Annotated in this window: 12 protein-coding genes; 6 read left to right on the forward strand and 6 right to left on the reverse strand. The window is 67.7% G+C overall.

The window, feature by feature from the left end; genetic code table 11:
- Positions 1 to 19: 19 nt before the first annotated feature.
- The 3 genes from BST28_RS06260 to kstR are packed head-to-tail and all read right to left on the reverse strand — an operon-like array spanning position 20 to position 2,864.
- A complete protein-coding gene (locus BST28_RS06260) occupies positions 20 to 1,264 on the reverse strand; it encodes an SLC13 family permease (RefSeq protein ID WP_065287646.1) in 1,245 nt (414 codons plus the stop codon).
- On the reverse strand, positions 1,261 to 2,181 hold the full coding sequence (locus BST28_RS06265; protein WP_065287582.1) for an MBL fold metallo-hydrolase: 921 nt from the start codon (positions 2,179 to 2,181) through the stop codon (positions 1,261 to 1,263). Before BST28_RS06265 ends, BST28_RS06260 begins: the two co-directional genes overlap by 4 nt.
- A gap of 11 nt (positions 2,182 to 2,192) precedes the next feature.
- A complete protein-coding gene (gene kstR / locus BST28_RS06270; RefSeq protein WP_019737434.1) occupies positions 2,193 to 2,864 on the reverse strand; it encodes a cholesterol catabolism transcriptional regulator KstR in 672 nt (223 codons plus the stop codon).
- 217 nt (positions 2,865 to 3,081) lie between these two features.
- On the opposite strand from kstR, the gene BST28_RS06275 reads away from it, so the two are divergent.
- The 3 genes from BST28_RS06275 (at position 3,082) to glgB (ending at position 9,736) form a co-directional block, all read left to right on the forward strand.
- Positions 3,082 to 5,202 (forward strand): acyl-CoA dehydrogenase family protein, encoded by a 2,121-nt coding sequence (locus BST28_RS06275; protein WP_083080336.1) that lies wholly within the window; start codon positions 3,082 to 3,084, stop codon positions 5,200 to 5,202.
- Between the two features lie 255 nt (positions 5,203 to 5,457).
- Complete coding sequence (locus BST28_RS06280; RefSeq protein ID WP_083080337.1) at positions 5,458 to 7,515, forward strand: alpha-1,4-glucan--maltose-1-phosphate maltosyltransferase; 2,058 nt, start codon at positions 5,458 to 5,460, stop codon at positions 7,513 to 7,515.
- Positions 7,516 to 7,522: 7 nt separating this feature from the next.
- A complete protein-coding gene (gene glgB / locus BST28_RS06285) occupies positions 7,523 to 9,736 on the forward strand; it encodes a 1,4-alpha-glucan branching protein GlgB (protein ID WP_083080339.1) in 2,214 nt (737 codons plus the stop codon).
- A gap of 11 nt (positions 9,737 to 9,747) precedes the next feature.
- Here the strand turns inward: glgB and BST28_RS06290 are convergent, their stop codons facing one another.
- From BST28_RS06290 to malQ, 3 genes are read right to left on the reverse strand one after another with little or no spacing between them, the layout of a single operon-like run.
- Positions 9,748 to 11,106, reverse strand: coding sequence for a maltokinase N-terminal cap-like domain-containing protein (locus tag BST28_RS06290; RefSeq protein WP_083080340.1), 1,359 nt, complete (start codon positions 11,104 to 11,106; stop codon positions 9,748 to 9,750).
- Positions 11,103 to 12,893, reverse strand: coding sequence for a maltose alpha-D-glucosyltransferase (treS, locus tag BST28_RS06295; protein ID WP_083080342.1), 1,791 nt, complete (start codon positions 12,891 to 12,893; stop codon positions 11,103 to 11,105). Before treS ends, BST28_RS06290 begins: the two co-directional genes overlap by 4 nt.
- A gap of 30 nt (positions 12,894 to 12,923) precedes the next feature.
- Positions 12,924 to 14,915, reverse strand: a complete 1,992-nt coding sequence (gene malQ, locus BST28_RS06300) for a 4-alpha-glucanotransferase (RefSeq protein ID WP_083080343.1) — start codon at positions 14,913 to 14,915, stop codon at positions 12,924 to 12,926.
- A 194-nt stretch (positions 14,916 to 15,109) separates the two neighbouring features.
- Between malQ and glgX the strand changes: the two genes are divergently transcribed.
- Genes glgX through treZ form a run of 3 tightly spaced genes read left to right on the forward strand, consistent with a single transcriptional unit; the run spans position 15,110 to position 21,317 of the window.
- Positions 15,110 to 17,302, forward strand: a complete 2,193-nt coding sequence (gene glgX / locus BST28_RS06305) for a glycogen debranching protein GlgX (RefSeq protein ID WP_234808207.1) — start codon at positions 15,110 to 15,112, stop codon at positions 17,300 to 17,302.
- A 3-nt stretch (positions 17,303 to 17,305) separates the two neighbouring features.
- Entirely contained in the window at positions 17,306 to 19,603 is a 2,298-nt protein-coding gene (treY, locus tag BST28_RS06310) for a malto-oligosyltrehalose synthase (protein ID WP_083080346.1), read from the forward strand.
- Positions 19,596 to 21,317 (forward strand): malto-oligosyltrehalose trehalohydrolase, encoded by a 1,722-nt coding sequence (gene treZ, locus BST28_RS06315; protein ID WP_083080348.1) that lies wholly within the window; start codon positions 19,596 to 19,598, stop codon positions 21,315 to 21,317. Before treY ends, treZ begins: the two co-directional genes overlap by 8 nt.
- Positions 21,318 to 21,621: the final 304 nt, after the last annotated feature.

The raw sequence follows: 21,621 nt of genomic DNA on the forward strand, positions 1-21,621 counted from the left end.
GCCGCGCTTGCGATCACCGCTAGACGCCCAACAGCCGCGCACCCGCCCACAGCGCCAGCACCGCCGCCAGCAGGGTCGGCGGAACCGTGCACAACCCCAGCCGGGTGTACTCGCCGACACTGGCCGGAACGTCATACCGGCGCAGCACCCGGCGCCACAGCAGGTTGGACAGCGAACCGGCATAGGTCAGATTGGGGCCGATGTTGACACCGATCAACACCGCCAGCACCGCCACCGGGCCGGCCGGCGCCACCAGCGACGCCAGCACCAGCGTCGCCGGCAGGTTATTGACCACGTTGGCCAGCAGCGCGGCCACCGTCGCGACCGCCAGCAGCGCCACCAGCCCCGAACCCGCCGGCAGCACGGCGCTCATCCGATCGCCCAGACCGTTGTCGACGACCGCGCGCACCACCACCCCGAGGGCCAGCACGAACACCAGAAAACCCACGTTGGCGGACCGCAGGATGCCGGCCGGTGTGCTGCGCCGCAAAGCCAGGCCGCGCCCGGCCAGCATGGTGGCACCGGCGACGGCCGCCCACGCCGGAGCGACACCGAACGTCTCGGCGATCACGAACCCGGCCAGCGTCAGGCCGAGCACCACCAGCGCGAACACCGGCACCGGCGGCGGCGGTCCGGCCTGGTGGTGCTCTGGTGTGGCGTGCAGGTCGGCGCGGAAGAACCACCGGAAGATCAGGTAGACGACCGCGGTCGCGGCGAGCCACGGCGTTGCCATCAACGCGGTGAATCTCATGAAGGACAAGCCGGTTTCGTGGAATGCCAGCAGGTTGGTCAGGTTGGACACCGGCAGCAGCAGCGACGCCGTGTTGGCCAGGTGCGCGGTCGCGTAGGCGTGCGGACGCATCGGTGCGTGACGGCGGCGGGCCATCATCAACACCACCGGGGTCAGCAGCACCACCGTCGCGTCCAGGCTCAGCGCCGCGGTCAGGCAGGCCGCGATGACGAAGACCCGGCGCAACAGATGCTGGGGCGGCCCGACATCGGCGCGTGCCATCGCCGCGCCGGCGGCCTCGAACAAGCCCTCGTCGTCGCAGAGTTGCGCCAGCACCAGCACCGCACCCAGAAACGCGACGACACGCAGTAGGGCGGCGGCTTCGGCGGCGGCGTCGTGCACCGAGATCGCTCCGGCTGCAACCAGAATGGCCGCCGCCGGTACTGCGGCGAACACCTCTGGCCAGCCCCGCGGACGGGCCACCGCGAAGCCCAGCACCACGGCGAGCAGCAGCAGCGCAAGAGCCGGCTTCAGGTCCACGGGTCTTCGCGGCGCCACACCGTGGGCAGGTGCAGGGCGATCCCATCGGCCTCGGCTAGCTCGCTGAGAATCCGCATCGATACGTCCAGGTCATCCCCGGCATAGGGTAAGGCGCGCAACGGCTTTGACAGTGGCCGAAAGAAGTCGTCCCAGTGGGTCAACACCACCGTGCGCGCGCCTACCGCACGCACCGTCTCCGACCAGTAGTCGACCAGGTACTGGCGGGGTTGCAAGCCGAGTTGGCCCACGCCCAGGTACACGACCTCGGCGTGGTGGTCGGCCAAGGCCCCGGGAACGAACCCGGCGCTGCCGACGATCAGCAGTCGCCGGCCCGACGGGCGGTGGGCCACCACGGCCGACCACGCCTCACCGCATCGGTAGGCCCCCACCCGCACCGGGGGAACGACCGGGGCGCTGATGTGGCCCGGGAAGCGGTCCGGCGGGCAATGCCGCGACTCGACCAGCGTGACGTCGTAGGAACCCAACGTGATCGGCTGATCCGGCGTCGCGATGATCAGACGGTCTTCGGCCAACCCGTGGCCGCGTCCGACGTTGGCGGCCGATTCACCGCCGACCAGCATCGCGCCGGTGCGTTCGGCGACCAACGCCGAATCCAGCACGTGGTCGATGTGGGTGTGTACCGCCACGACCGCGGCCAGGTCCCGCACCCCGGCGCGCGCCAGGCAGCCGTCGACCCGGGCCGGCATCGGGGCCACCTTGCCGAATCGCAAGCGCGCCAGGCCAGGCCGGGAGAAATAGCCGTCGGTCAGCAGCGCCGACGATCCGTCGTCGATCAGCTGTGTCGACACACCGAGCCAGGTCACCCGCAGCGGTGCGTCCGGCGCCGCGGCCGGGACGGTGAACCGGTGCGCATACTCGCCCAGGTCGGGGCGGCCGAGCTTGAGGCGCATCGGGCAGCCGGTCAGACCTTGGGCTGGTCGTCGTCGCCGATCAGCAGCCGGACCGCCAGGTCCAGACGGGTGGTGAAGTCGGTGGCCGACGCTCGCCGGGTCAGCCAGGCGAGCAGGTTGGACAGCCACACGTCGGAGATCACCCGGGAGATGTGGTACTGCTCCTCGGTCGGCTCCCCGTCGCTCATGGCCCCGGCGAACATCGAGTCGATCAGCTTCTGCACGTGGTCGACCTCACCGGCCGCCGACGCGTCGGCGAAGACGTACGCCCTGGTCATGGCTTCGGTGAGCAGCGGATTGCGCTGCATGGCTCGGTTGAGTTTGTTGACCACCAGGTTGAGCCGCTGATGCCGGGTCATTTCGGCGTAGGTGGCCGGATCGGTTTTGGTATCGACACGTGCGATCTCGCGGCCCATCGCCGAGACCAGCAGGTGGACCTTCGACGGGAAGTACCGGTACAGGGTGCCGACGGCCACGTCGGCCCGATCAGCAACCGCCCGCATCTGGACCGCGTCGTAGCCGCCTTTGGAGGCGATCGCCAGCGTCGCGTCCAGGATGCGCTTACGGCGTTCCCGCTGCGCTTCGGAGCCGAGGTCCGACTCGGTCAGCACAGCCACGCTGGTGACCTCGCGGGGCTGGGTGCCCGATCCGCGAGCTGGATTGCTGTCGGCTGGTGACGACATGTGGTGGGCAGCTCCTTTAGTCGGCCTACTCGCGAGTAACGATACGCATCGCGTAGCTGATTCTCTCACTCCCAACACCGGCGGGATACTGCGTGTCCTGCCACAACGGTTCGACTTGACGCTCAGACGCTGGCACTATTAGAACACGTTCTAGTCAACCGGGTGGACTTCCTCGCTCGCCGAAGTTCAACACCGTTATAACCCCGAGGAGCCCAGCGTGTCCGTGACCATCAACGACGAACAGCTCGCCGCTCGTGAGCTGGTCCGCGACTGGGCCGCCGCAGCAGGCACCGCCGAGGCGATCCGGGCCGTCGAACTGGGTCAAACCGATGCCTGGAAACCGGTTTTCGCTCGCCTGGCCGACCTGGGCCTGTTCGGGGTGGCCGTCCCCGAGGAGTCCGGCGGCGCCGGCGGCCGGCTCGAAGACCTGTGCGCGATGGTCGACGAGGCGGCCCGGGCACTGGTTCCCGGACCGGTCGCGACCACCGCGCTGGCCACCTTGGTGGTCACCGATCCGCAGCTGGCCGAGGCGCTGGCGGGCGGCGAACGCGTCGCCGGGGCGGCGATCGACGCCGATCTGGACCTCGACACCGCGACCGCCCGGGTGTCCGGCACCGCCGCGCGGGTGCTGGGCGCGACCGCCGACGGGCTGCTGGTGCTTCCGGCCGGCAAAGACGGCGCGACCTGGGTGCTGGTGGATGCCCGCGCCGACGGGGTGCAGGTCGAGCCGCTGGTCGCCACCGACTTCTCCCGCCCGCTGGCGAAGGTGACGTTGACCGCCGCGCCGGCGGTGGTGCTCGAGGCGGGCAGCCGGGTGGAGAACCTGGTGGTCACCGTGCTGTCCGCCGAGGCAGCCGGGGTGGCCCGCTGGGCGTTGGACACCGCTGTCGAATACGCCAAGGTGCGCGAGCAATTCGGTAAGCCGATCGGGAGCTTTCAGGCCGTCAAGCACCTGTGCGCCGAGATGCTGTGTCGGGCCGATCAGGCTGCGGTTGCCGCCGCCGACGTCGCGCGCGCCGCCGCCGACTCCGATGACCAGCAGTTCGCGATCGCGGCGGCGGTAGCCGCCGCCATCTGCATCGACGCCGCCAAGGCCAACGCCAAGGACTGCATCCAGGTGCTCGGCGGCATCGGCATCACCTGGGAGCACGACGCTCATCTGTACCTGCGCCGGGCCTACGGTATCGGGCAGGCGCTGGGCGGATCGCAGCGCTGGCTGCACCGCACCGCCGCGCTGACCCGCGCCGGGGCGCGCCGACGGCTCGAGATCGACCTGGGTGAGGCCACCGGAATCCGGACCGAGATCGCCGCGGAGGTGGCCCGCATCGCCGCGCTGCCGGACGACCAGCGCCAGGTGGCGCTGGCCGAATCGGGTCTGCTGGCGCCGCACTGGCCGGCACCGTATGGCCGCGCGGCCGGTCCCGCCGAGCAGCTGGTGATCGACCAGGAGCTCGCCGCGGCCGGTGTCCAACGCCCCGACCTGGTGGTGGGATGGTGGGCGGCGCCGACCATCCTCGAGCACGGCACGCCCGAGCAGATCGAGCGCTTCATCCCGGCCACGCTGACCGGCGAGGTGTTCTGGTGCCAGCTGTTCTCCGAGCCGGGCGCCGGCTCGGACCTGGCGGCGCTGCGCACCAAGGCGGTCAAGGTCGACGGCGGCTGGCGCCTGACCGGGCAGAAGGTGTGGACGTCGCGAGCGCACGACTCGCAGTGGGGTGTCTGCCTGGCCAGAACCGACCCCGAGGCGCCGAAGCACAAGGGCATCACCTACTTCCTGGTCGACATGGCCGCCGAGGGCATCGACATCCGGCCGCTGCGGGAGATCACCGGCGAGGCCCTGTTCAACGAGGTCTTCCTCGACGACGTATTCGTCCCGGACGAGCAGGTTGTCGGCGGCGTCAACGACGGCTGGCGGCTGGCCCGCACCACCTTGGCCAATGAGCGGGTCGCGATCGCCGGCGGCACCGCGCTGGGCAACCCGATGGAAGAACTGCTCAAGACGCTGGCGGATCGTGAGCCGGACACCGCCACCGCCGAGCGGCTGGCTCGGCTGATCATCGCCGCGCAGGCAGGCTCGCTGCTCGACCAACGCATCGCCCAGCTTGCCGTCGGCGGTCAGGACCCCGGCTCGGAGTCCTCGGTGCGCAAGCTGATCGGGGTGCGCTACCGCCAGGATCTGGCCGAGTTCCGGATGGACGTGACCGACGGGGCCGGCGCGGTGGCCGGACGCGAGGTGCACGACTTCCTCAACACCCGGTGTCTGTCGATCGCCGGCGGTACCGAACAGATCCTGCTGACCCTGGCCGCCGAGCGGCTGCTGGGCCTGCCGCGCGGGTAGACCACTGCTTCAGCTCCCGCCGCGCTGACCCGCGCGTTCGTCGCGTCCTAACCGCCTAACGGCAGGCGATGCGAAGTCGCCCAGCAGGATTCGGGTGGCCCTCGCCCGCCCGGGGCAGCGACCGCTACCAGCGGCGATTCGCTGTTCGGTCGGGTCGGCCCGGCGTCGGCCCGCAAGCCCCGATGTCGGTTCGCGTAGCTTGCCCTCCCCGCGGGTACCCACTGTCGGAACCGCAGCCGACGAACGGAGGGGTGGGTGCCGGGCCGAATCGAGGTCGATGGCGTTACGCCGGTTGTGTCCTGCGGCAGGCACCCCGCCAAGGCGGTGGTCGGGGAGGTGGTGCCGGTCGACGCCGGGGTGTGGCGTGAGGGACATGAGGCCGTCGCGGCGACCTTGGCCGTGCGCTACCTGGGACCCGATTACCCGCTGCCGGCCGGGATACGTGCCGAGGAGTCGGACGGTGTTGCCGCGTCGTGTCGGGGCAAGCCCGTGCTGCTGCCGATGAGTACCGGCGCCCAGCCGTACGTGTTTCACGGCCAGTTCATCCCGGACCGGGTCGGGTTGTGGGTGTTTCGGGTCGACGGCTGGACCGATTCCTTCCGCACCTGGCGTGATGCGGTGGTCGCGAAATTGGACGCCGGTCAGGGCGAAGCCGAACTGTCCAACGATCTGTTGATCGGCGCCGACCTGTTCGACCGTGCCGCCGCAGCGATGCCGGTCGGCATGCGGAAGACCCTGCTGGCAGCGGCTGCGGCCTTGCGTCAGCCGGGCGACCCGGTGATGCGGTCGGCGCCGGCGTTATCGGAGCAGATCCGTGAGCTGATCACTCACTACCCCCTGCGTGACCATCTCACCCGGGGCCAACAGTTCCGGGTCTGGGTAGACCGGCCGCTGGCCCGGTTCGGCGCCTGGTATGAGATGTTCCCCCGCTCCACCGGCGGACGAGACCCTGCCGGCAATCCGGTGCACGGCACGTTTGCCACCGCGGCGTCGGCGCTGCCGCGCATCGCCGAGATGGGATTCGACGTGGTCTATCTGCCGCCTATCCACCCGATCGGAAAGGTGCACCGAAAGGGCCGCAACAACAGCGTCGCCGCCGAACCGGGTGACGTCGGTTCGCCCTGGGCGATCGGCAGCGACGAGGGTGGCCACGACGCCGTTCATCCCGATCTGGGAACGCTCGACGACTTCGACCGTTTCGTCAGCTGCGCAGGCGAACTCGGCATGGAGGTCGCCTTGGACCTGGCGTTGCAGTGCGCTCCCGATCACCCCTGGGCCGACCGGCACCGCCAGTGGTTCACCGAGTTGCCGGACGGGACGATTGCCTACGCGGAGAACCCGCCGAAGAAATATCAGGACATCTACCCGCTGAACTTCGACAACGATCCCGCCGGGTTGTATGCCGAGGTGCTCCGGGTGGTGCAGCACTGGATCGACCACGGGGTCAAGATCTTTCGGGTCGACAATCCCCACACCAAACCGCCGGGCTTCTGGGCATGGCTGATCGCGAAGATCAAATCCGCCGATCCCGACGTGTTGTTCCTGTCCGAGGCGTTCACCCCGCCGGTGCGCCAGTACGGGCTGGCCAAGCTCGGCTTCACCCAGTCCTACACCTATTTCACCTGGCGCACCTCCAAGCCCGAACTCACCGAGTTCGGCGAGGAGATCGCCGAACTGGCCGATTTTCGACGCCCGAATCTGTTCGTCAACACACCGGACATCCTGCATGCCAGCCTGCAGCATTACGGCCCCGGCATGTTCGCGATCCGCGCGGTGCTGGCGGCGACGATGGGTCCGTCGTGGGGGGTGTACTCCGGCTACGAGTTGTTCGAAAACCAGGCACTGCACGAGGGAAGCGAAGAATACCTTCACTCGGAGAAGTACGAACTGCGTCCACGTGACTTCGCCGCCGCGGTGCAGGAGGGCAGATCGCTCGAGCCGTTCATTGCACGCCTCAACGCCATTCGCCGTCAGCACCCGGCCCTGCAGCAACTGCGCACCCTGCGGGTCCATCACGTCGACAACGATGCGCTGCTGGCCTACAGCAAGTTCGACCCGATCAGCGGCGACACGGTGCTGGTGGTGGTGACGTTGAACCCGTTCGCCGCCGAAGAGGCGACATTGTCGCTGGACATGGCGGTGCTGGGGATGGAACCCTACGAGCGGTTCTGGGTGCGCGACGAGATCAGCGGGGAGGAATACCAGTGGGGGCAGGACAATTACGTCCGACTCGAGCCGAGCCGAGCGGTCGCCCATATCGTCAACATGCCGGTGATCGACGCCGACGCGCGAGCACGGTTGCTTCGGAGGTGAAGACCCGATGACGCGAAGTAAGCACACGCGCGGCCCCGGGCCGGCGGTGACGCCCGCGGACGTCGACCGGTTGCTGTCCGGCGTGCATCACGATCCGCACGCGATCCTGGGCGCCCACGACGACGGTGAACGTACCGTGATCCGAACCCTGCGGCCGGGCGCGGCTGTCGCGACGGTGCTGGTGGGGGGCGACCGAGTGCCGATGCAACACCTGGGCGGCGGGTTGTTCGCCGCGACGTTGCCGTTCGTCGATCTGATCGACTATCGGCTGCAGATCGACTATCTCGGCGCCGGACAACCGCAGATCGTCGCCGACGGATATCGTTTCCTGCCCACGCTGGGTGAGATGGACCTGCACCTGTTCGCCGAGGGGCGACACGAACGGCTGTGGGAGGTGCTCGGCGCCCATCCGCGCACGTTCACCACCCCGGACGGGACGGTGACCGGGGTGTCGTTCGCGGTGTGGGCGCCCAACGCCAAGGGCGTCGGTCTGGTCAGCGACGCCACCGGCTGGGACGGGATCGGTGCACCGATGCGGGCACTGGGCTCTTCCGGTGTGTGGGAACTGTTCTGGCCGGACTTCCCGATCGGCGGCCTGTACAAGTTCCGGGTGCACGGCGCGGACGATGTGGTCACCGAGCGGGCGGACCCGATGGCGTTCTCTGCCGAAACCCCACCTCAGACCGCCTCCCGGGTGACCACCAGCCGCTATAGCTGGAGCGATGACGAGTGGATGCAGCAGCGTGCCACCGCGAACCCGGTATTCGAGGCGATGAGCATCTACGAAGTTCACCTCGGGTCCTGGCGTCCCGGCCGCAGCTACCGTCAGCTTGCCACCGAGCTGACGGATTACGTTGTGGAACAGGGGTTCACCCACGTCGAACTCCTGCCGGTCGCCGAGCATCCGTTCGGCGGGTCATGGGGCTATCAGGTCACCTCGTACTATGCGCCGACCGCCCGGTTCGGCTCTCCCGACGATTTCCGTGCGCTGGTCGACGCACTGCACCGCGCCGGCATCGGCGTCATCGTGGACTGGGTTCCGGCGCACTTCCCCAAAGACGCGTGGGCGCTGGGCCGGTTCGACGGTACTGCGCTGTATGAACATGCTGATCCGCGTCGCGGTGAGCAACTGGACTGGGGCACCTACGTTTTCGACTTCGGCCGTCCCGAGGTGCGCAACTTCCTGGTGGCCAACGCGCTGTATTGGCTCAGCGAGTTTCACATCGACGGCCTACGAGTCGATGCCGTCGCGTCGATGCTCTACCTGGATTACTCACGGCCCGAGGGCGGCTGGACACCCAACGTCCACGGCGGCCGAGAGAATCTCGAGGCGGTGCAGTTCCTGGAGGAGATGAACGCGACCGCGCACAAGTCGGCTCCCGGCATCGCGACCATTGCCGAGGAGTCGACCTCCTGGCCGGGAGTGTCCAGGTCGACCAGCCTGGGCGGTCTGGGCTTTTCGATGAAATGGAACATGGGCTGGATGCATGACACGCTCGCCTACCTCGGGCACGACCCGGTGCATCGCTCCTACCATCACCACGAGATGACCTTCTCGATGCTCTACGCCTACACCGAGAACTTCGTACTGCCGATCAGCCACGACGAAGTGGTGCACGGCAAGGGCACGCTGTGGAGCCGCATGCCCGGCGACGATCACGCCAAGGCCGCCGGGGTCCGGAGTCTGCTCGCCTACCAGTGGGCCCACCCGGGCAAGCAGCTGCTGTTCATGGGCCAGGAGTTCGGCCAGCGCGCCGAATGGTCCGAGGAGCGCGGATTGGACTGGCACCAACTCGACTCCGAAGGTGAGGCAGCCGGTTTCTCCGCCGGAATCCTGCGTCTGACACGCGATCTCAACCTCGTCTACCGCAACCATCCCGCACTGTGGAGTGAAGACATCAACCCGGCCGGCTATTCCTGGATCGACGCCAACGACTCCGCCAACAACGTGCTGAGCTTTCTGCGCTACGGAACCGACGGATCGGTGCTGGCCGCCGTGTTCAACTTCTCCGGTGTGGCGCATGCCGATTACCACCTCGGGCTGCCGTCCGCCGGCCGGTGGCGCGAGATTCTCAACACCGACGCCGCCGAATACAACGGCGGCGGCGTCGGCAACTTCGGTGGCGTCGAGGCCGTCGACGAGCCCCGTCACGGCCGCCCGGCCTCGGCCGTGCTGGTACTGCCCCCGCTGTCGGCGCTGTGGCTCGAACCTGCCGAGTGACGTCCGGCCGCCTACGCAGCGATCAGCCGGCTCAGGGCGCGCAACGGAATCGGCAGCCACGCCGGCCGGTGCCGGGCTTCATAACCGGCCTCATAGACCGCCTTGTCGACTTCGTAGGCGGTGAGCAGCGCCGCCTGGTCACGCGGGTCGGAACCGGATTCCGCTGTGTAACCGTCGCAGAAGGCGCTGCGACAGCGGTCCAGCCATTCGCGGGCCCGGGTGGCCAATTGCCGGTCCTGCCCGTCCCGCGACAAGTCGGCCAATTTTCCGTAGGCCGCGTACTCATAAGACCGCAACACACCCGCGACGTCCCGCAGCGGCGAATCCGGCCGGCGGCGCTCCGACAACGGCGCCCCCGGTTCGCCTTCGAAATCGATCAGCAGCCAACCGTTCGGGGTGCGCAGCACCTGGCCCAGATGCAGGTCGCCGTGGACGCGCTGCACGGTGATCTTCTCCCCGGCCAGCTCCTGGAATCGCTGTTCGACAGCGGCGACGTGCGGGCGTATCTGCGGCACGGTCGCCGCGGTCGCCGCCAACCGCGACAGCAGAGCCTGCGCCGGGAAGACCGCTTCAGCGGTGCCCAGGCTGCCGGCCAGTGCCCGGTGCACCGACGCGACCGCCTCACCGAGCCGGTAGGACTCACCGGCGAAGTCGCCGCCCACCTCGTAGGCGTACAGATCGGCTTCGGCGAACAGGTCACGCACGCTGGCGGTGGCCATCGCCCAACCCTCCGCCGAGTTCACCGCGTACTCACTGACCATGCCCAGCGCGTAGGGCGAAACGCCGGAGTCGCCGGGCAACTCGATCTGATAGGAGCCCAGCAGTCGCGGCACGTGCGGGTTGGCCGCCCGGCCCAGCGCCGCGTTCAACTCGATATCTGGATTGATGCCTTCCTTCAACCGGCGGAACACCTTGAAGACCACTTCCTCCTCGACGATCACGCTGGTGTTGCTCTGCTCGGCTTCTGATACCCGAGCGCTCGCCCCGATCGGCAGCGACGCCCCCGCCTCCGGAGTGAACGTGACGTCGCCGCGTTGGGCCGACGAATCGATCAGGGACAACAACAACCGGGTGGCCGCAGCGTCATACAGTGCGTCATAGGCGGTACGCCCCCGATGGGTTCCGATCATCGCGATCTGGGCGTACTCCGGTGGCAGGTCGGCATCCCAGCTGACCAACACCTGGTAGCGCTCATCGGGCCCTTCGGTGTAGGTGACGTCGACCAGCACCAGATCCAGTGTGTCGCCCAACTGCACCACCAGAACGGGCTCTGCACCGGCCAGCTGCCGATTACGCCCGGCGTACCAGCGCCGTGTCGGCAGCCATTCCGCCCACGGCAGACCCGCTGGCCCGCCGGTGACATCGGTCATGACATGTCCTCCTTCGGCTCGCACAGCTGGAACCAGTAGAAGCCATATCCGGGCAGAGTGAGCAGGTACGGAAGTTTTCCGATCCGGGGAAACTCCACGGACCCGGTCAGTTCCACCGGCGTGTGGCCGTCCCAGTGCTGCAGATTCAATTCGATCGGCTGGGGAAACCGCGACAGGTTGTTGACGCAGAGGACGGTGGCGCCGTCGTCGCCCGACATCTCCCGCACATACGCCAGCACCGACGGATTGGACCCGCCCAGCTCCCGGAACTCGCCCAGGGCGAAGGCGTCGTAGCGGCGCCGAACAGCGAGCATGGTGCGCGTCCAGTTCAGCAGCGATGTCGACGTGTCGCGCTGTGCTTCGACATTGACCGACTGATGACCGTAGACCGCGTCTTGGATCGGGGGCAGGTAGAGCCGGCCCGGGTTCGCGGTGGAGAAACCGGCGTTGCGGTCCGGTGTCCACTGCATCGGGGTGCGCACCGCGTCGCGGTCGCCCAGCCAGATGATGTCGCCCATTCCGATCTCATCACCGTAGTAGAGGATCGGGGAGCCCGGTAGCGACAACAACAGAGCGGTGAACAACTCGATCTGGTTGCGGTCCTTGTCCAGTAGCGGGGCCAGCCGGCGCCGGATTCCCACGTTCGCCTTCATCCGCGGATCTTTGGCGTATTCGGCGTACATGTAGTCGCGCTCGTCGTCGGTGACCATCTCCAGTGTCAGCTCGTCGTGGTTGCGCAGGAAGATGCCCCACTGTGCCAGATGGGGGATCGGCGGCGTCTGCGCCATGATCTCCGAAATCGGGAAGCGCGACTCGCGGCGCACTGCCATGAAAATGCGTGGCATCAAAGGGAAGTGGAATGCCATGTGGCATTCGTCGCCGCCGGTCTCGGGGTCCCCGAAATATTCCACGACATCGGTGGGCCACTGATTGGCCTCGGCCAGCAGTACCCGGCCCGGGAACTCGTCGTCGACCACCTTGCGGCAGCGTTTGAGGAAATCATGTGTCTCGGGCAGGTTTTCGCAGTTGGTTCCTTCGCGCTCGAACAGGTATGGCACCGCATCCAACCGAAAACCGTCGATGCCCAGGTTCAGCCAGAACCGCAGCACTTCGATCATGGCTTCCTGCACCGCCGGGTTGGCATAGTTCAGGTCGGGCTGGTGGGAGAAGAACCGGTGCCAATAGAACTGCTTGCGCACCGCGTCGAATGTCCAGTTGGACTCCTCGGTGTCGACGAAGATGATCCGGGCATCGGCGTAGCGCTCGCTGGTGTCGCTCCACACGTAGTAGTCGCCGTAGGGGCCGTCCGGGTCGCGGCGGGACTGCTGAAACCAGGGGTGGCTGTCGGAGGTGTGGTTCATCACCAGATCGGTGATGACCCGAATGCCGCGCCGGTGCGCCGCGTCGATCAGTTCGACGAAATCATCGACCGTGCCGAACTCGGGCAACACCTTGTAGAAGTCCCGGATGTCGTAGCCGCCATCGCGCAGCGGTGAGTCGTAGAACGGCGGCAACCACAGGCAATCGACCCCGAGCCACTCCAGATAGTCCAGCTGCTCGGTCAGGCCGCGCAGGTCACCGATGCCGTCCCCGTTGGAGTCATAGAACGCCCGAACCAGCACCTCATAGAACACCGCCCGCTTGAACCAGACGGGATCCGCGGGCGGGGCCGCCGCATCGGCGAAGTCGTCGGCGGTCGGATGCTCCACGACGCCGCCCTCGACATGGCTACCCGCTGCGGGGTCCGCTTGGTCCTGGCGAAACTCGCGGTCAACGTCGGCGGCCATATCTCGACATGTACCCCAATCCGGACGTGATTACCGGCCGGATATCTGGTGAGCTTGCCCATCGGAGAACAACGCCGCGGTGCCTGCGATCCTCGGGTCGGTGCGCAGTTGCTCGAGCGGCTCGGACAGCGGCAGACGCCAGTTCGGGTATTCATCGACGGTGCCGGGCAGATTGGGCTGACAGGGTTCGGCCAGGACGTCGTAAGGCGAGACCAGCTTGAGCCGGCTCGGCGTGGCGGCCAGAAAGCGGTGCATGGCGTCGATGATCTGCGGCTCATCGGGAGTCGGATCGTCATCGTCAAGAAACCCTTCGGAACGCAGCAGCGCCAGCCACTCGGCCCGTTCCCGCTCGGCGGCGGACCGCGCGGCCGCCACGTCGTCGAGCAGCCCCCGCTCGGCGCGGGCCCGCACGTGCTCGGCGCGCAGAAATCCGGCTGCGGTGGGCAGATCGTGGGTGGAGATGCTGGCAGCCACCCGCGAGGGCCACTGTCCCGGCCGGAGCAAGGGCCGGCCGGGAGCCGCCTCGTCGCGGGTGAACCAGGAGACCGCGCAGCCCAGCATCGCGTTGTCGGCCAGTGCCCGGGTGACTTCCGGTTCCACTGTGCCCAGGTCCTCACCGATGACGACCGCGTTGGCGCGATGCGCTTCCAGCGCCAATACCGCGAGCATGACATCGGCGTCGTAGTGCACATAGGTACCGCGGTCCGGGCTCTCCCCGGGCGGGATCCACCACAGCCGCCACAAGCCGGCGACGTGATCGATGCGGACCCCGTCGGCATGGGCGAGGACCGCCCGCAGCATGTCGCGCACCGCGCGGTAGCCGGTGGCCGCCAGCCGGTCCGGCCGCCAGGGCGGTAGCCGCCAGTCCTGGCCGTGCGGGCTGAAGGTGTCCGGGGGCGCCCCGATGCTGGCTGCGCCGGCCAGCACGTCGGCCAGCGCCCAGGCGTCGGCGCCGTCGGGGTCGACGCCGACGGCCAAGTCGTGCAACACGCCCAGCGCCATACCCGAGTCCTTTGCGGCGCCCTGGACCGCCAGTAACTGCTCGACGCAGCGCTGCTGCACCCAGGCGTGAAACGCGATCCGGGGGGCGAGCTCTCGCCGCGCGGCCGCCACCGCGGCACCGGCCGCGTCGTGCAGCGGCGCAGGCCATGCCGGCCACCGACCGCCATGGCGTTCGGCCAGCGCGCAGTAGGTCGCCCAGTCACGCAACGCCCTGCCGTCCGACTCCGGTGGGCAGGGGCGACCGTCAGCTCGCCACAGCAACTCCAAGGCGGCGCGTTTAGCCGACCAGACCAGGTCGTAGTCGATCCGCGAGGTATCGGCGGCCACCCGCAGCGCATCGACCTCGGCCCGGGTGGCCGGGTCGGCGCGCCGATAGCTGGCGAGGTCGGAGATGCACAGCGCCAGCGGGTTGGCGAAGCGTCGACTCGACGGCGTATACGGTGACGGCTGCACCGGATGCGTGGGCCCCGGCGCGTGCAGCGGGTTGAGCAGCACCGCTCCGGCGCCGTGCTCGGCGGCCGTCCACGTCACCCAATCCCGCAGATCGCCGAGGTCGCCCAGGCCCCACGAGCGGGCGGAGCGCAGCGCGTAGGACTGCAGCATCCATCCCCATGTCAGGGGCGCGGGCCGAACCTGAGGCGGAGCCGCCACCAAGGTGACCTGTCGGCCGTCGGACAGCGCCAGGTCATACCAGCCCGGCGACAGATCGGCGGGCAGTTCGTCCCGCACCGTGCGTCGTTCGCCGTCCTCGCTTACCAGCGCAACGGCCCCGGGCAACGGCTGGGTTCGCCCGGCCACCCGCACCGCCACCGTCGGCGGTGTCAGACCTGCGCGGTCGCGTTCGTCCAGCCTGATCAGTTCGTGGCGGCGGTCGGCGGCGCTGCCGGCCTCGACCTCGAGCAGCTGCAGGACCCGGATCACGACGTCGTCGTCGACCTGCACCAACTCGCGCCGCTCATCGCGGTAGGCGGTGGCCACACCGTGTGCCGCGGCCAGCCGGCGCAGGTCATCAGGCACCACGACAACGCCTATACCCGGGTTGGGGCAGTTTCAACAGTGCGCGTGCCAGCGTTCACACCCCGCGATCGGCGGCGCCGACCGCGGCCCTGACCGTAATGTCGTAGGCGGGCCTAGTTTGAGCGCCCGGCAGGCGGGTAGCCACACCCCGGCCGAGGTGTCGCGGAATCGAAAGTCTTGGATGAGATTGGGTGAATATGGGCGCTACCCGAGATCCAGCGAAGACGGTCACCGCTGCCCCGGCTTCAGCCGAGAGCGTGTCGCACAGCACCTGGCCGGGCAACAGCGCCCCGCTCGGAGCCGGCTACGACGGCGGGGGAACCAACTTCGCCCTGTTCTCCGAGATCGCCGAGCAGGTCGATCTGTGCCTGATCGACGACAGCGGTAACCAGACCTGCATCCCGCTCGAGGAGGTGGACGGCTACGTCTGGCACGCCTACCTGCCGACGGTGTCGCCGGGGCAGCATTACGGCTTCCGGGTGCACGGGCCGTTCGATCCGCCGGCCGGGCACCGCTGTGATTCCAGCAAGCTACTGCTGGACCCGTACGGCAGGGCGTTCGACGGCGACTTCGACTTCACTCAGGCGCTGTTCTCCTACGACATGGCAGCGGGCGAAGAGCCACCGCGAACCGAAACCCTGCCGAGGGTCGACTCGCTCGGTCACACCATGACCAGCGTGGTGATCAACCCGTACTTCGACTGGGCAACCGATCGGCCGCCCAAGACTCCCTACAACGAGACGATCATTTACGAGACGCATGTGAAAGGCATGACGCAGACCCATCCGGGTATCCCGGAGGAACTGCGCGGCACCTATGCGGGGCTGGCTCACCCGGTGATCATCGACCACCTCGAGTCGCTCAATGTCACGGCGATCGAGCTGATGCCGGTACACCAGTTCATGCACGACGATCGCCTGCTGAAGATGGGTCTGCGGAACTACTGGGGTTACAACACTTTCGGGTTCTTCGCCCCGCATAGCCAGTACGCGGCGAATCAGCAGCCCGGCGCAGCGGTCGCGGAGTTCAAGACGATGGTGCGGACCTTCCATGAGGCCGGCATCGAGGTGATCCTCGACGTGGTCTACAACCACACCGCCGAAGGCAACCACCTCGGCCCGACCATCAACTTCCGGGGAATCGACAACGCCGCCTATTACCGGCTCGTCGACGACGATCGCAGCATGTATATGGATTACACCGGCACCGGAAACAGCCTCAACGCGCGTCACCCGCATGCGCTGCAGCTGATCATGGATTCACTGCGGTACTGGGTGACCGAGATGCACGTGGACGGGTTCCGCTTCGATCTGGCATCGACCTTGGCCCGCGAGTTCTATGACGTCGACCGCCTTTCGGCCTTCTTCGACCTGATCCAGCAGGATCCGGTGGTCAGCCAGGTGAAGCTGATCGCCGAGCCGTGGGATGTGGGGGAAGGCGGTTACCAGGTCGGTAACTTTCCCGGCCTGTGGACCGAATGGAACGGCAAGTACCGCGACACCGTGCGTGATTACTGGCGCGGCGAGCCGGAAACGTTGGGCGAGTTCGCCTCCCGGCTTACCGGGTCATCGGATCTCTACGAGGCCACCGGACGACGCCCCGGCGCCAGCATCAACTTCGTCATCGCTCACGACGGATTCACGCTGCATGACCTGGTCTCCTACAACGAAAAACACAATGAGGCCAACGGTGACGACAACACCGACGGCGAGAGCCACAACCGGTCGTGGAACTGTGGCGTCGAAGGGCCCACCGACGACCCGGACATCCTGGCACTACGGGCGCGGCAGATGCGCAACATCATGGCCACCCTGATGCTGTCGCAAGGCACACCGATGCTCGCGCACGGCGACGAACTGGGCCGCACTCAGCGCGGCAACAACAACGCCTACTGTCAGGATTCCGAAATCGCCTGGATGGATTGGTCGCTGGCGGAGAAGAACGCCGATCTGCTGGACTTCACCCGCCGCGTGACACGGCTTCGAAAGGACCACCCGGTGTTTCGCCGTCGCCGGTTCTTCGAGGGCCGGCCGGTACGCCACGGCGACGGGATCGGTGACATCGCCTGGTTCACCCCCGCCGGTCAGGAGATGAGCCAAGACGATTGGGACAACGGCTTCGACAAGTGCATCATGGTCTTCCTCAACGGTGAGGCGATCCGCGAGCCCGATGCGCGCGGTCAGCCAGTGGTGGACGACTCATTTCTGCTGTGCTTCAATGCGCACGCCGACACGGTCGGGTTCGCGGTTCCGGGCGGGGATTACGCCCAAGAGTGGTCCGTTGAACTGGACACCGCGCAGCCGCAGGCCCCGGCCGAGCAGGCTGTGCAGGCCGGCGAGGAGGTGCCCGTCGCGGGCCGCTCGCTGCTCGTCTTGCGGAAAGTGCGCTGAGGTATGGCGCTCCCGGTGCTGTCCACTTACCGGTTACAGCTGCGCGGCCAGGAAAGCGGGTTCGCGTTCACCTTCGCCGACGCCGAACAGCTGCTGGACTATTTCGACGAACTCGGTGTGTCGCACCTCTACCTCTCACCGGTCATGACGGCGGTCCGCGGTTCGGCGCACGGGTATGACGTCGTGGATCCGACCACGGTGTCGGCCGAATTGGGCGGTGCGCAAGGACTGGCTCGGCTGTCAGCGGCGGCGCGCGCGCACGGGATCGGCCTGATCATCGATATCGTGCCCAACCACGTCGGGGTGGCACGCCCGGAGCAGAACCGGTGGTGGTGGGACGTCCTGAAGCATGGCCGGTCCTCGCAGTACGCCGCGTTCTTCGACATCGACTGGGAGCTCGGTGACGGCCGAATCATCCTGCCGGTCTTGGGCTCTGACGGCGACATCGCCGACCTGGTGGTCGACGGCGAGGTGCTGCGGCTGGGAGATCTGGTGTTCCCGGTCGCGCCCGGCACCGGCACCGGCAGCGGCGCGCAAGTCCACGACCGCCAGCACTATCGGTTGGTCGGGTGGCGTGACGGCAGCTGCGGATACCGCCGGTTCTTTTCCATCACATCACTGGCCGGGCTGCGTCAAGAGGATCAGGCGGTGTTCGACGCCTGGCACGCCGAGCCGTCTCGCTGGTTCGAGGACGGCCTCGTCGACGGCCTGCGGGTCGATCACCCGGATGGGCTGTCGGACCCGGTCGGGTATCTGCAACGACTGCGCGCGCTGGTGGGACCCGACGCCTGGATCGTCGTCGAAAAGATTCTGGCCGTTGACGAGTCGCTCGAACCGAGCCTTCCGGTGGCCGGCTCTACCGGCTACGACGTGCTGCGGGAGATCGGCGGGCTGTTCATCGACCCCGACGGTGAGCCCGCCCTGACCGAGCTGTTCGAAACCGCCGGGGTCGACTACCGCGCGATGCCGATGTTGCTGACCGAACAGAAGGAGATCGCCGCGACCGAGACGCTGGCCAGCGAGCTGGCCCGGCTGCGCCGTTGCGTGGTCGGCGCCACCGGTGTCGAGCATCCGCTGCTGGGTGAGGCCATCGTGGGGCTGCTCGGCCGGGTCGGCGTCTACCGCAGCGACTACCCGGGACTGGCGGCGACACTGCCCGTTGCGCTGGCCGAACTCCAAGCGGAGAAACCGGAGCTCGGTGAACCGCTGCAACTGGTTGCGGCCGCGATCTCCGACCACCGGGAATCCGCGGTGCGCCTGCAGCAGCTGTGCGGGGCGGTGACGGCCAAGGCAACCGAGGACTGCATGTTCTACCGTGATGCCAGGCTGGTGTCGCTGAACGAAGTCGGCGGCGACCCCCGACGTTTCGGGGTGGGGCCGGCTGAATTTCATCAGCGGGCAGCTACCAGGGCTTTACGCTGGCCGCACACGATGACCACCCTGTCCACCCACGACACCAAACGCGGCGAGGATGTGCGGGCCCGCATCGGCGTGCTGTCGCAGGTGCCGTCCCTGTGGGCCGAATTCGTCGCCCGGTGGGAGGCCAGCGCCCCGTCGCCTGACCTGGCGACGGGACTGTTCCTGTGGCAGAACATTTTCGGTGTGTGGCCGGTCGACGGCGAAGTGACCACCGCACTGCGCGAGCGGTTGCACGCCTATGCCGAGAAGGCTGTACGCGAAGCGGCGCGGCGTACCACATGGCACGATCCGGACACCGAGTTCGAGGCGGAGATGCACGGTTGGCTCGACGACATCCTCGACGGGCCCATTGCGCGACAGCTGACCGAACTGGTCGGCGAACTCGTTCCGCACATCGAAAGCGACATCCTGGGCCAAAAACTCTTGGCGTTGACCGTTCCCGGCATCCCGGACGTGTATCAGGGCACCGAACTGTGCGACGACAGTCTGGTCGACCCGGACAATCGGCGGCCCGTCGACTACGCGGCGCTGCGCGCGGAGCTCACGTCGCTACGCCACCCGAAGATGCGGGTGGTCGCCGCGGCGCTGCGGATGCGCCGAACGCGCCCCGACACCTTCCTGCGCGGCGGCTATCACCCCGTCCTGGCGTCGGGCCCGGCCTCAGAGCACATCGTCGCGTTTCGCCGGGGCGAGGACGTGGTGGTGGCGGTGAGCCGCTGGACACTGCGCCTGCCCGAGGGCGGCTGGCGCGATACCGCCGTTGCGTTGCCGCCCGGTACCTGGGCCGACGTCCTCTCAGGCGGCAAACACAGTGGGCCGGCGGCGGTAGCCGAATTGTTCGCGACGCTGCCGGTCGCACTGTTGGAGCGTGTCGATGACTGACTTCGCCGTCTGGGCGCCGGCCCCCGCAGTCGTCGGCCTCGACGTCGACGGCGTGGCCCACCAGATGATCCGTACGGATGACGGCTGGTGGCGCACCACGCTCGAGGTAGCCCGCGATGCCCGCTACGGGTATCTGATCGATGACGATCCGCAGGTGCTGCCGGATCCGCGATCGGCCCGTCAGCCCGACGGTGTGCACGCACGATCGGCGTTGTGGGATGAGACCGGCGCGACGTGGACCGATAACGACTGGGCGGGGCGAAGCGTCGAAGGTGCGGTGATCTACGAGTTGCACATCGGCACCTTCACACCGGCGGGCACCTTCGATTCCGCCATCGAGAAACTGGACCACTTGGTCGATCTGGGTGTCGACTTCGTGGAACTGATGCCCGTCAACGCCTTTTCCGGCACGCACGGCTGGGGATACGACGGTGTGCTGTGGTACGCGGTACATGAACCCTATGGCGGCCCGGATGGATTGGTGCGCTTCGTCGATGCCTGTCACGGCCGCGGCCTGGGCGTGCTGATCGATGCCGTGTTCAACCACCTCGGCCCGTCCGGGAATTACCTGCCGCGGTTCGGGCCCTACCTGACCGAGGCACGAAACCCCTGGGGCAACGCCGTCAACATCGACGGTGCCGACTCCGACGAGGTGCGCCGCTACATCGTCGACTGCGCGCTGCGCTGGATGCGGGTCTTCCACGCCGACGGGCTGCGACTCGATGCCGTGCATGCGCTGGTCGACACCACGGCGATCCACATTCTCGAGGAGTTGTCCGCTGAAACCGACGTGCTCGCAGCCCAATTGGGCCGTCCGCTCTCGCTGATCGCCGAAAGCGACCGTAACGACCCCCGGACCATCACCCCCCGCGAGGCCGGTGGCTACGGGATCGCCGCGCAGTGGGATGACGACATCCACCACGCCATTCACACCGCGGTCTCCGGGGAGCGGCAAGGCTACTACGCCGACTTCGGCAGCATCGCCACCCTGGCGACCACGTTGCGGGAGGGCTTTTTCCACGCGGGCACCTATTCGTCGTTTCGACGGCGGCGTCACGGCCGTCCACTGCCCACCGCACTGATTCCGGCTACCCGGCTGTTGGCCTACACCTGCACCCACGATCAGGTCGGCAACCGGGCGCTCGGTGACCGCCCATCGCAGAACCTGACCGCCGGGCAGCTCGCGGTCAAAGCCGCACTCGCGCTTTTCTCGCCGTATACCGCAATGCTTTTCATGGGGGAGGAATGGGGTGCGCGGACCCCATTCCAATTCTTCACCTCGCATGAGGACCCCCAGGTGGCACGCGCTACCGCCGAAGGCCGCAAGGCCGAGTTCGCCGAGCACGGCTGGGACGCCGACGAGATTCCGGACCCGCAGGACCCGGCAACCTTCCAGCGATCGAAGCTGGACTGGGACGAGGTCCACGACCAGGGCCATCGCCGGCTGCTCGGGTTCTACCAAGCGCTGATCAGGCTGCGTGACGCAGCGGATCTGGCCGATCCCTGGCTGAGTCACCTCGGGGTCGACTACGACGAGGACAACCGATGGATCACCATGCGCCGCGGCGGCCTGCTGCTGGTCTGCAATCTGGCACAGGCCGCAGTGACCGTGCCGGTACACGGCGAGCTGATGCTGGCCTGGGGATCGCCGAGGTTCGAGGATGGTGCCGTACAGCTGCCGGGGCATTCGCTGGTGGTGCTGCAGACGGCGTGACTGCCCGTCCAGCCTCAGGTGCTGCGGTGCCGTAGATGGGCTCCGGTGCGGTGGATCGGAACATTCTCACCCGGGTGGGTGTGCTTCTTGAACGGCATCACTTCTGGTGGTGGCCGAGGTCTTCGCCTGCTTCGCCACGCCCACGATGCGGCCTTCGAGGTTGCTTCGCGGACCGGTAGTTGAAGTAGACGGCGTCCCCTACTTTGAAGTCATCGCCGGCCGTCATCTCGCGCCTCCGATCGTCGGTTTCTCGGCGAGCGTGCAACCAGCGCGAAAATCCCGCACGGTGTACACGTTCGGCGGG

The sequence above is a fragment of the Mycolicibacter kumamotonensis genome (assembly GCF_002086285.1).
GTDB lineage: Bacteria > Actinomycetota > Actinomycetes > Mycobacteriales > Mycobacteriaceae > Mycobacterium > Mycobacterium kumamotonense.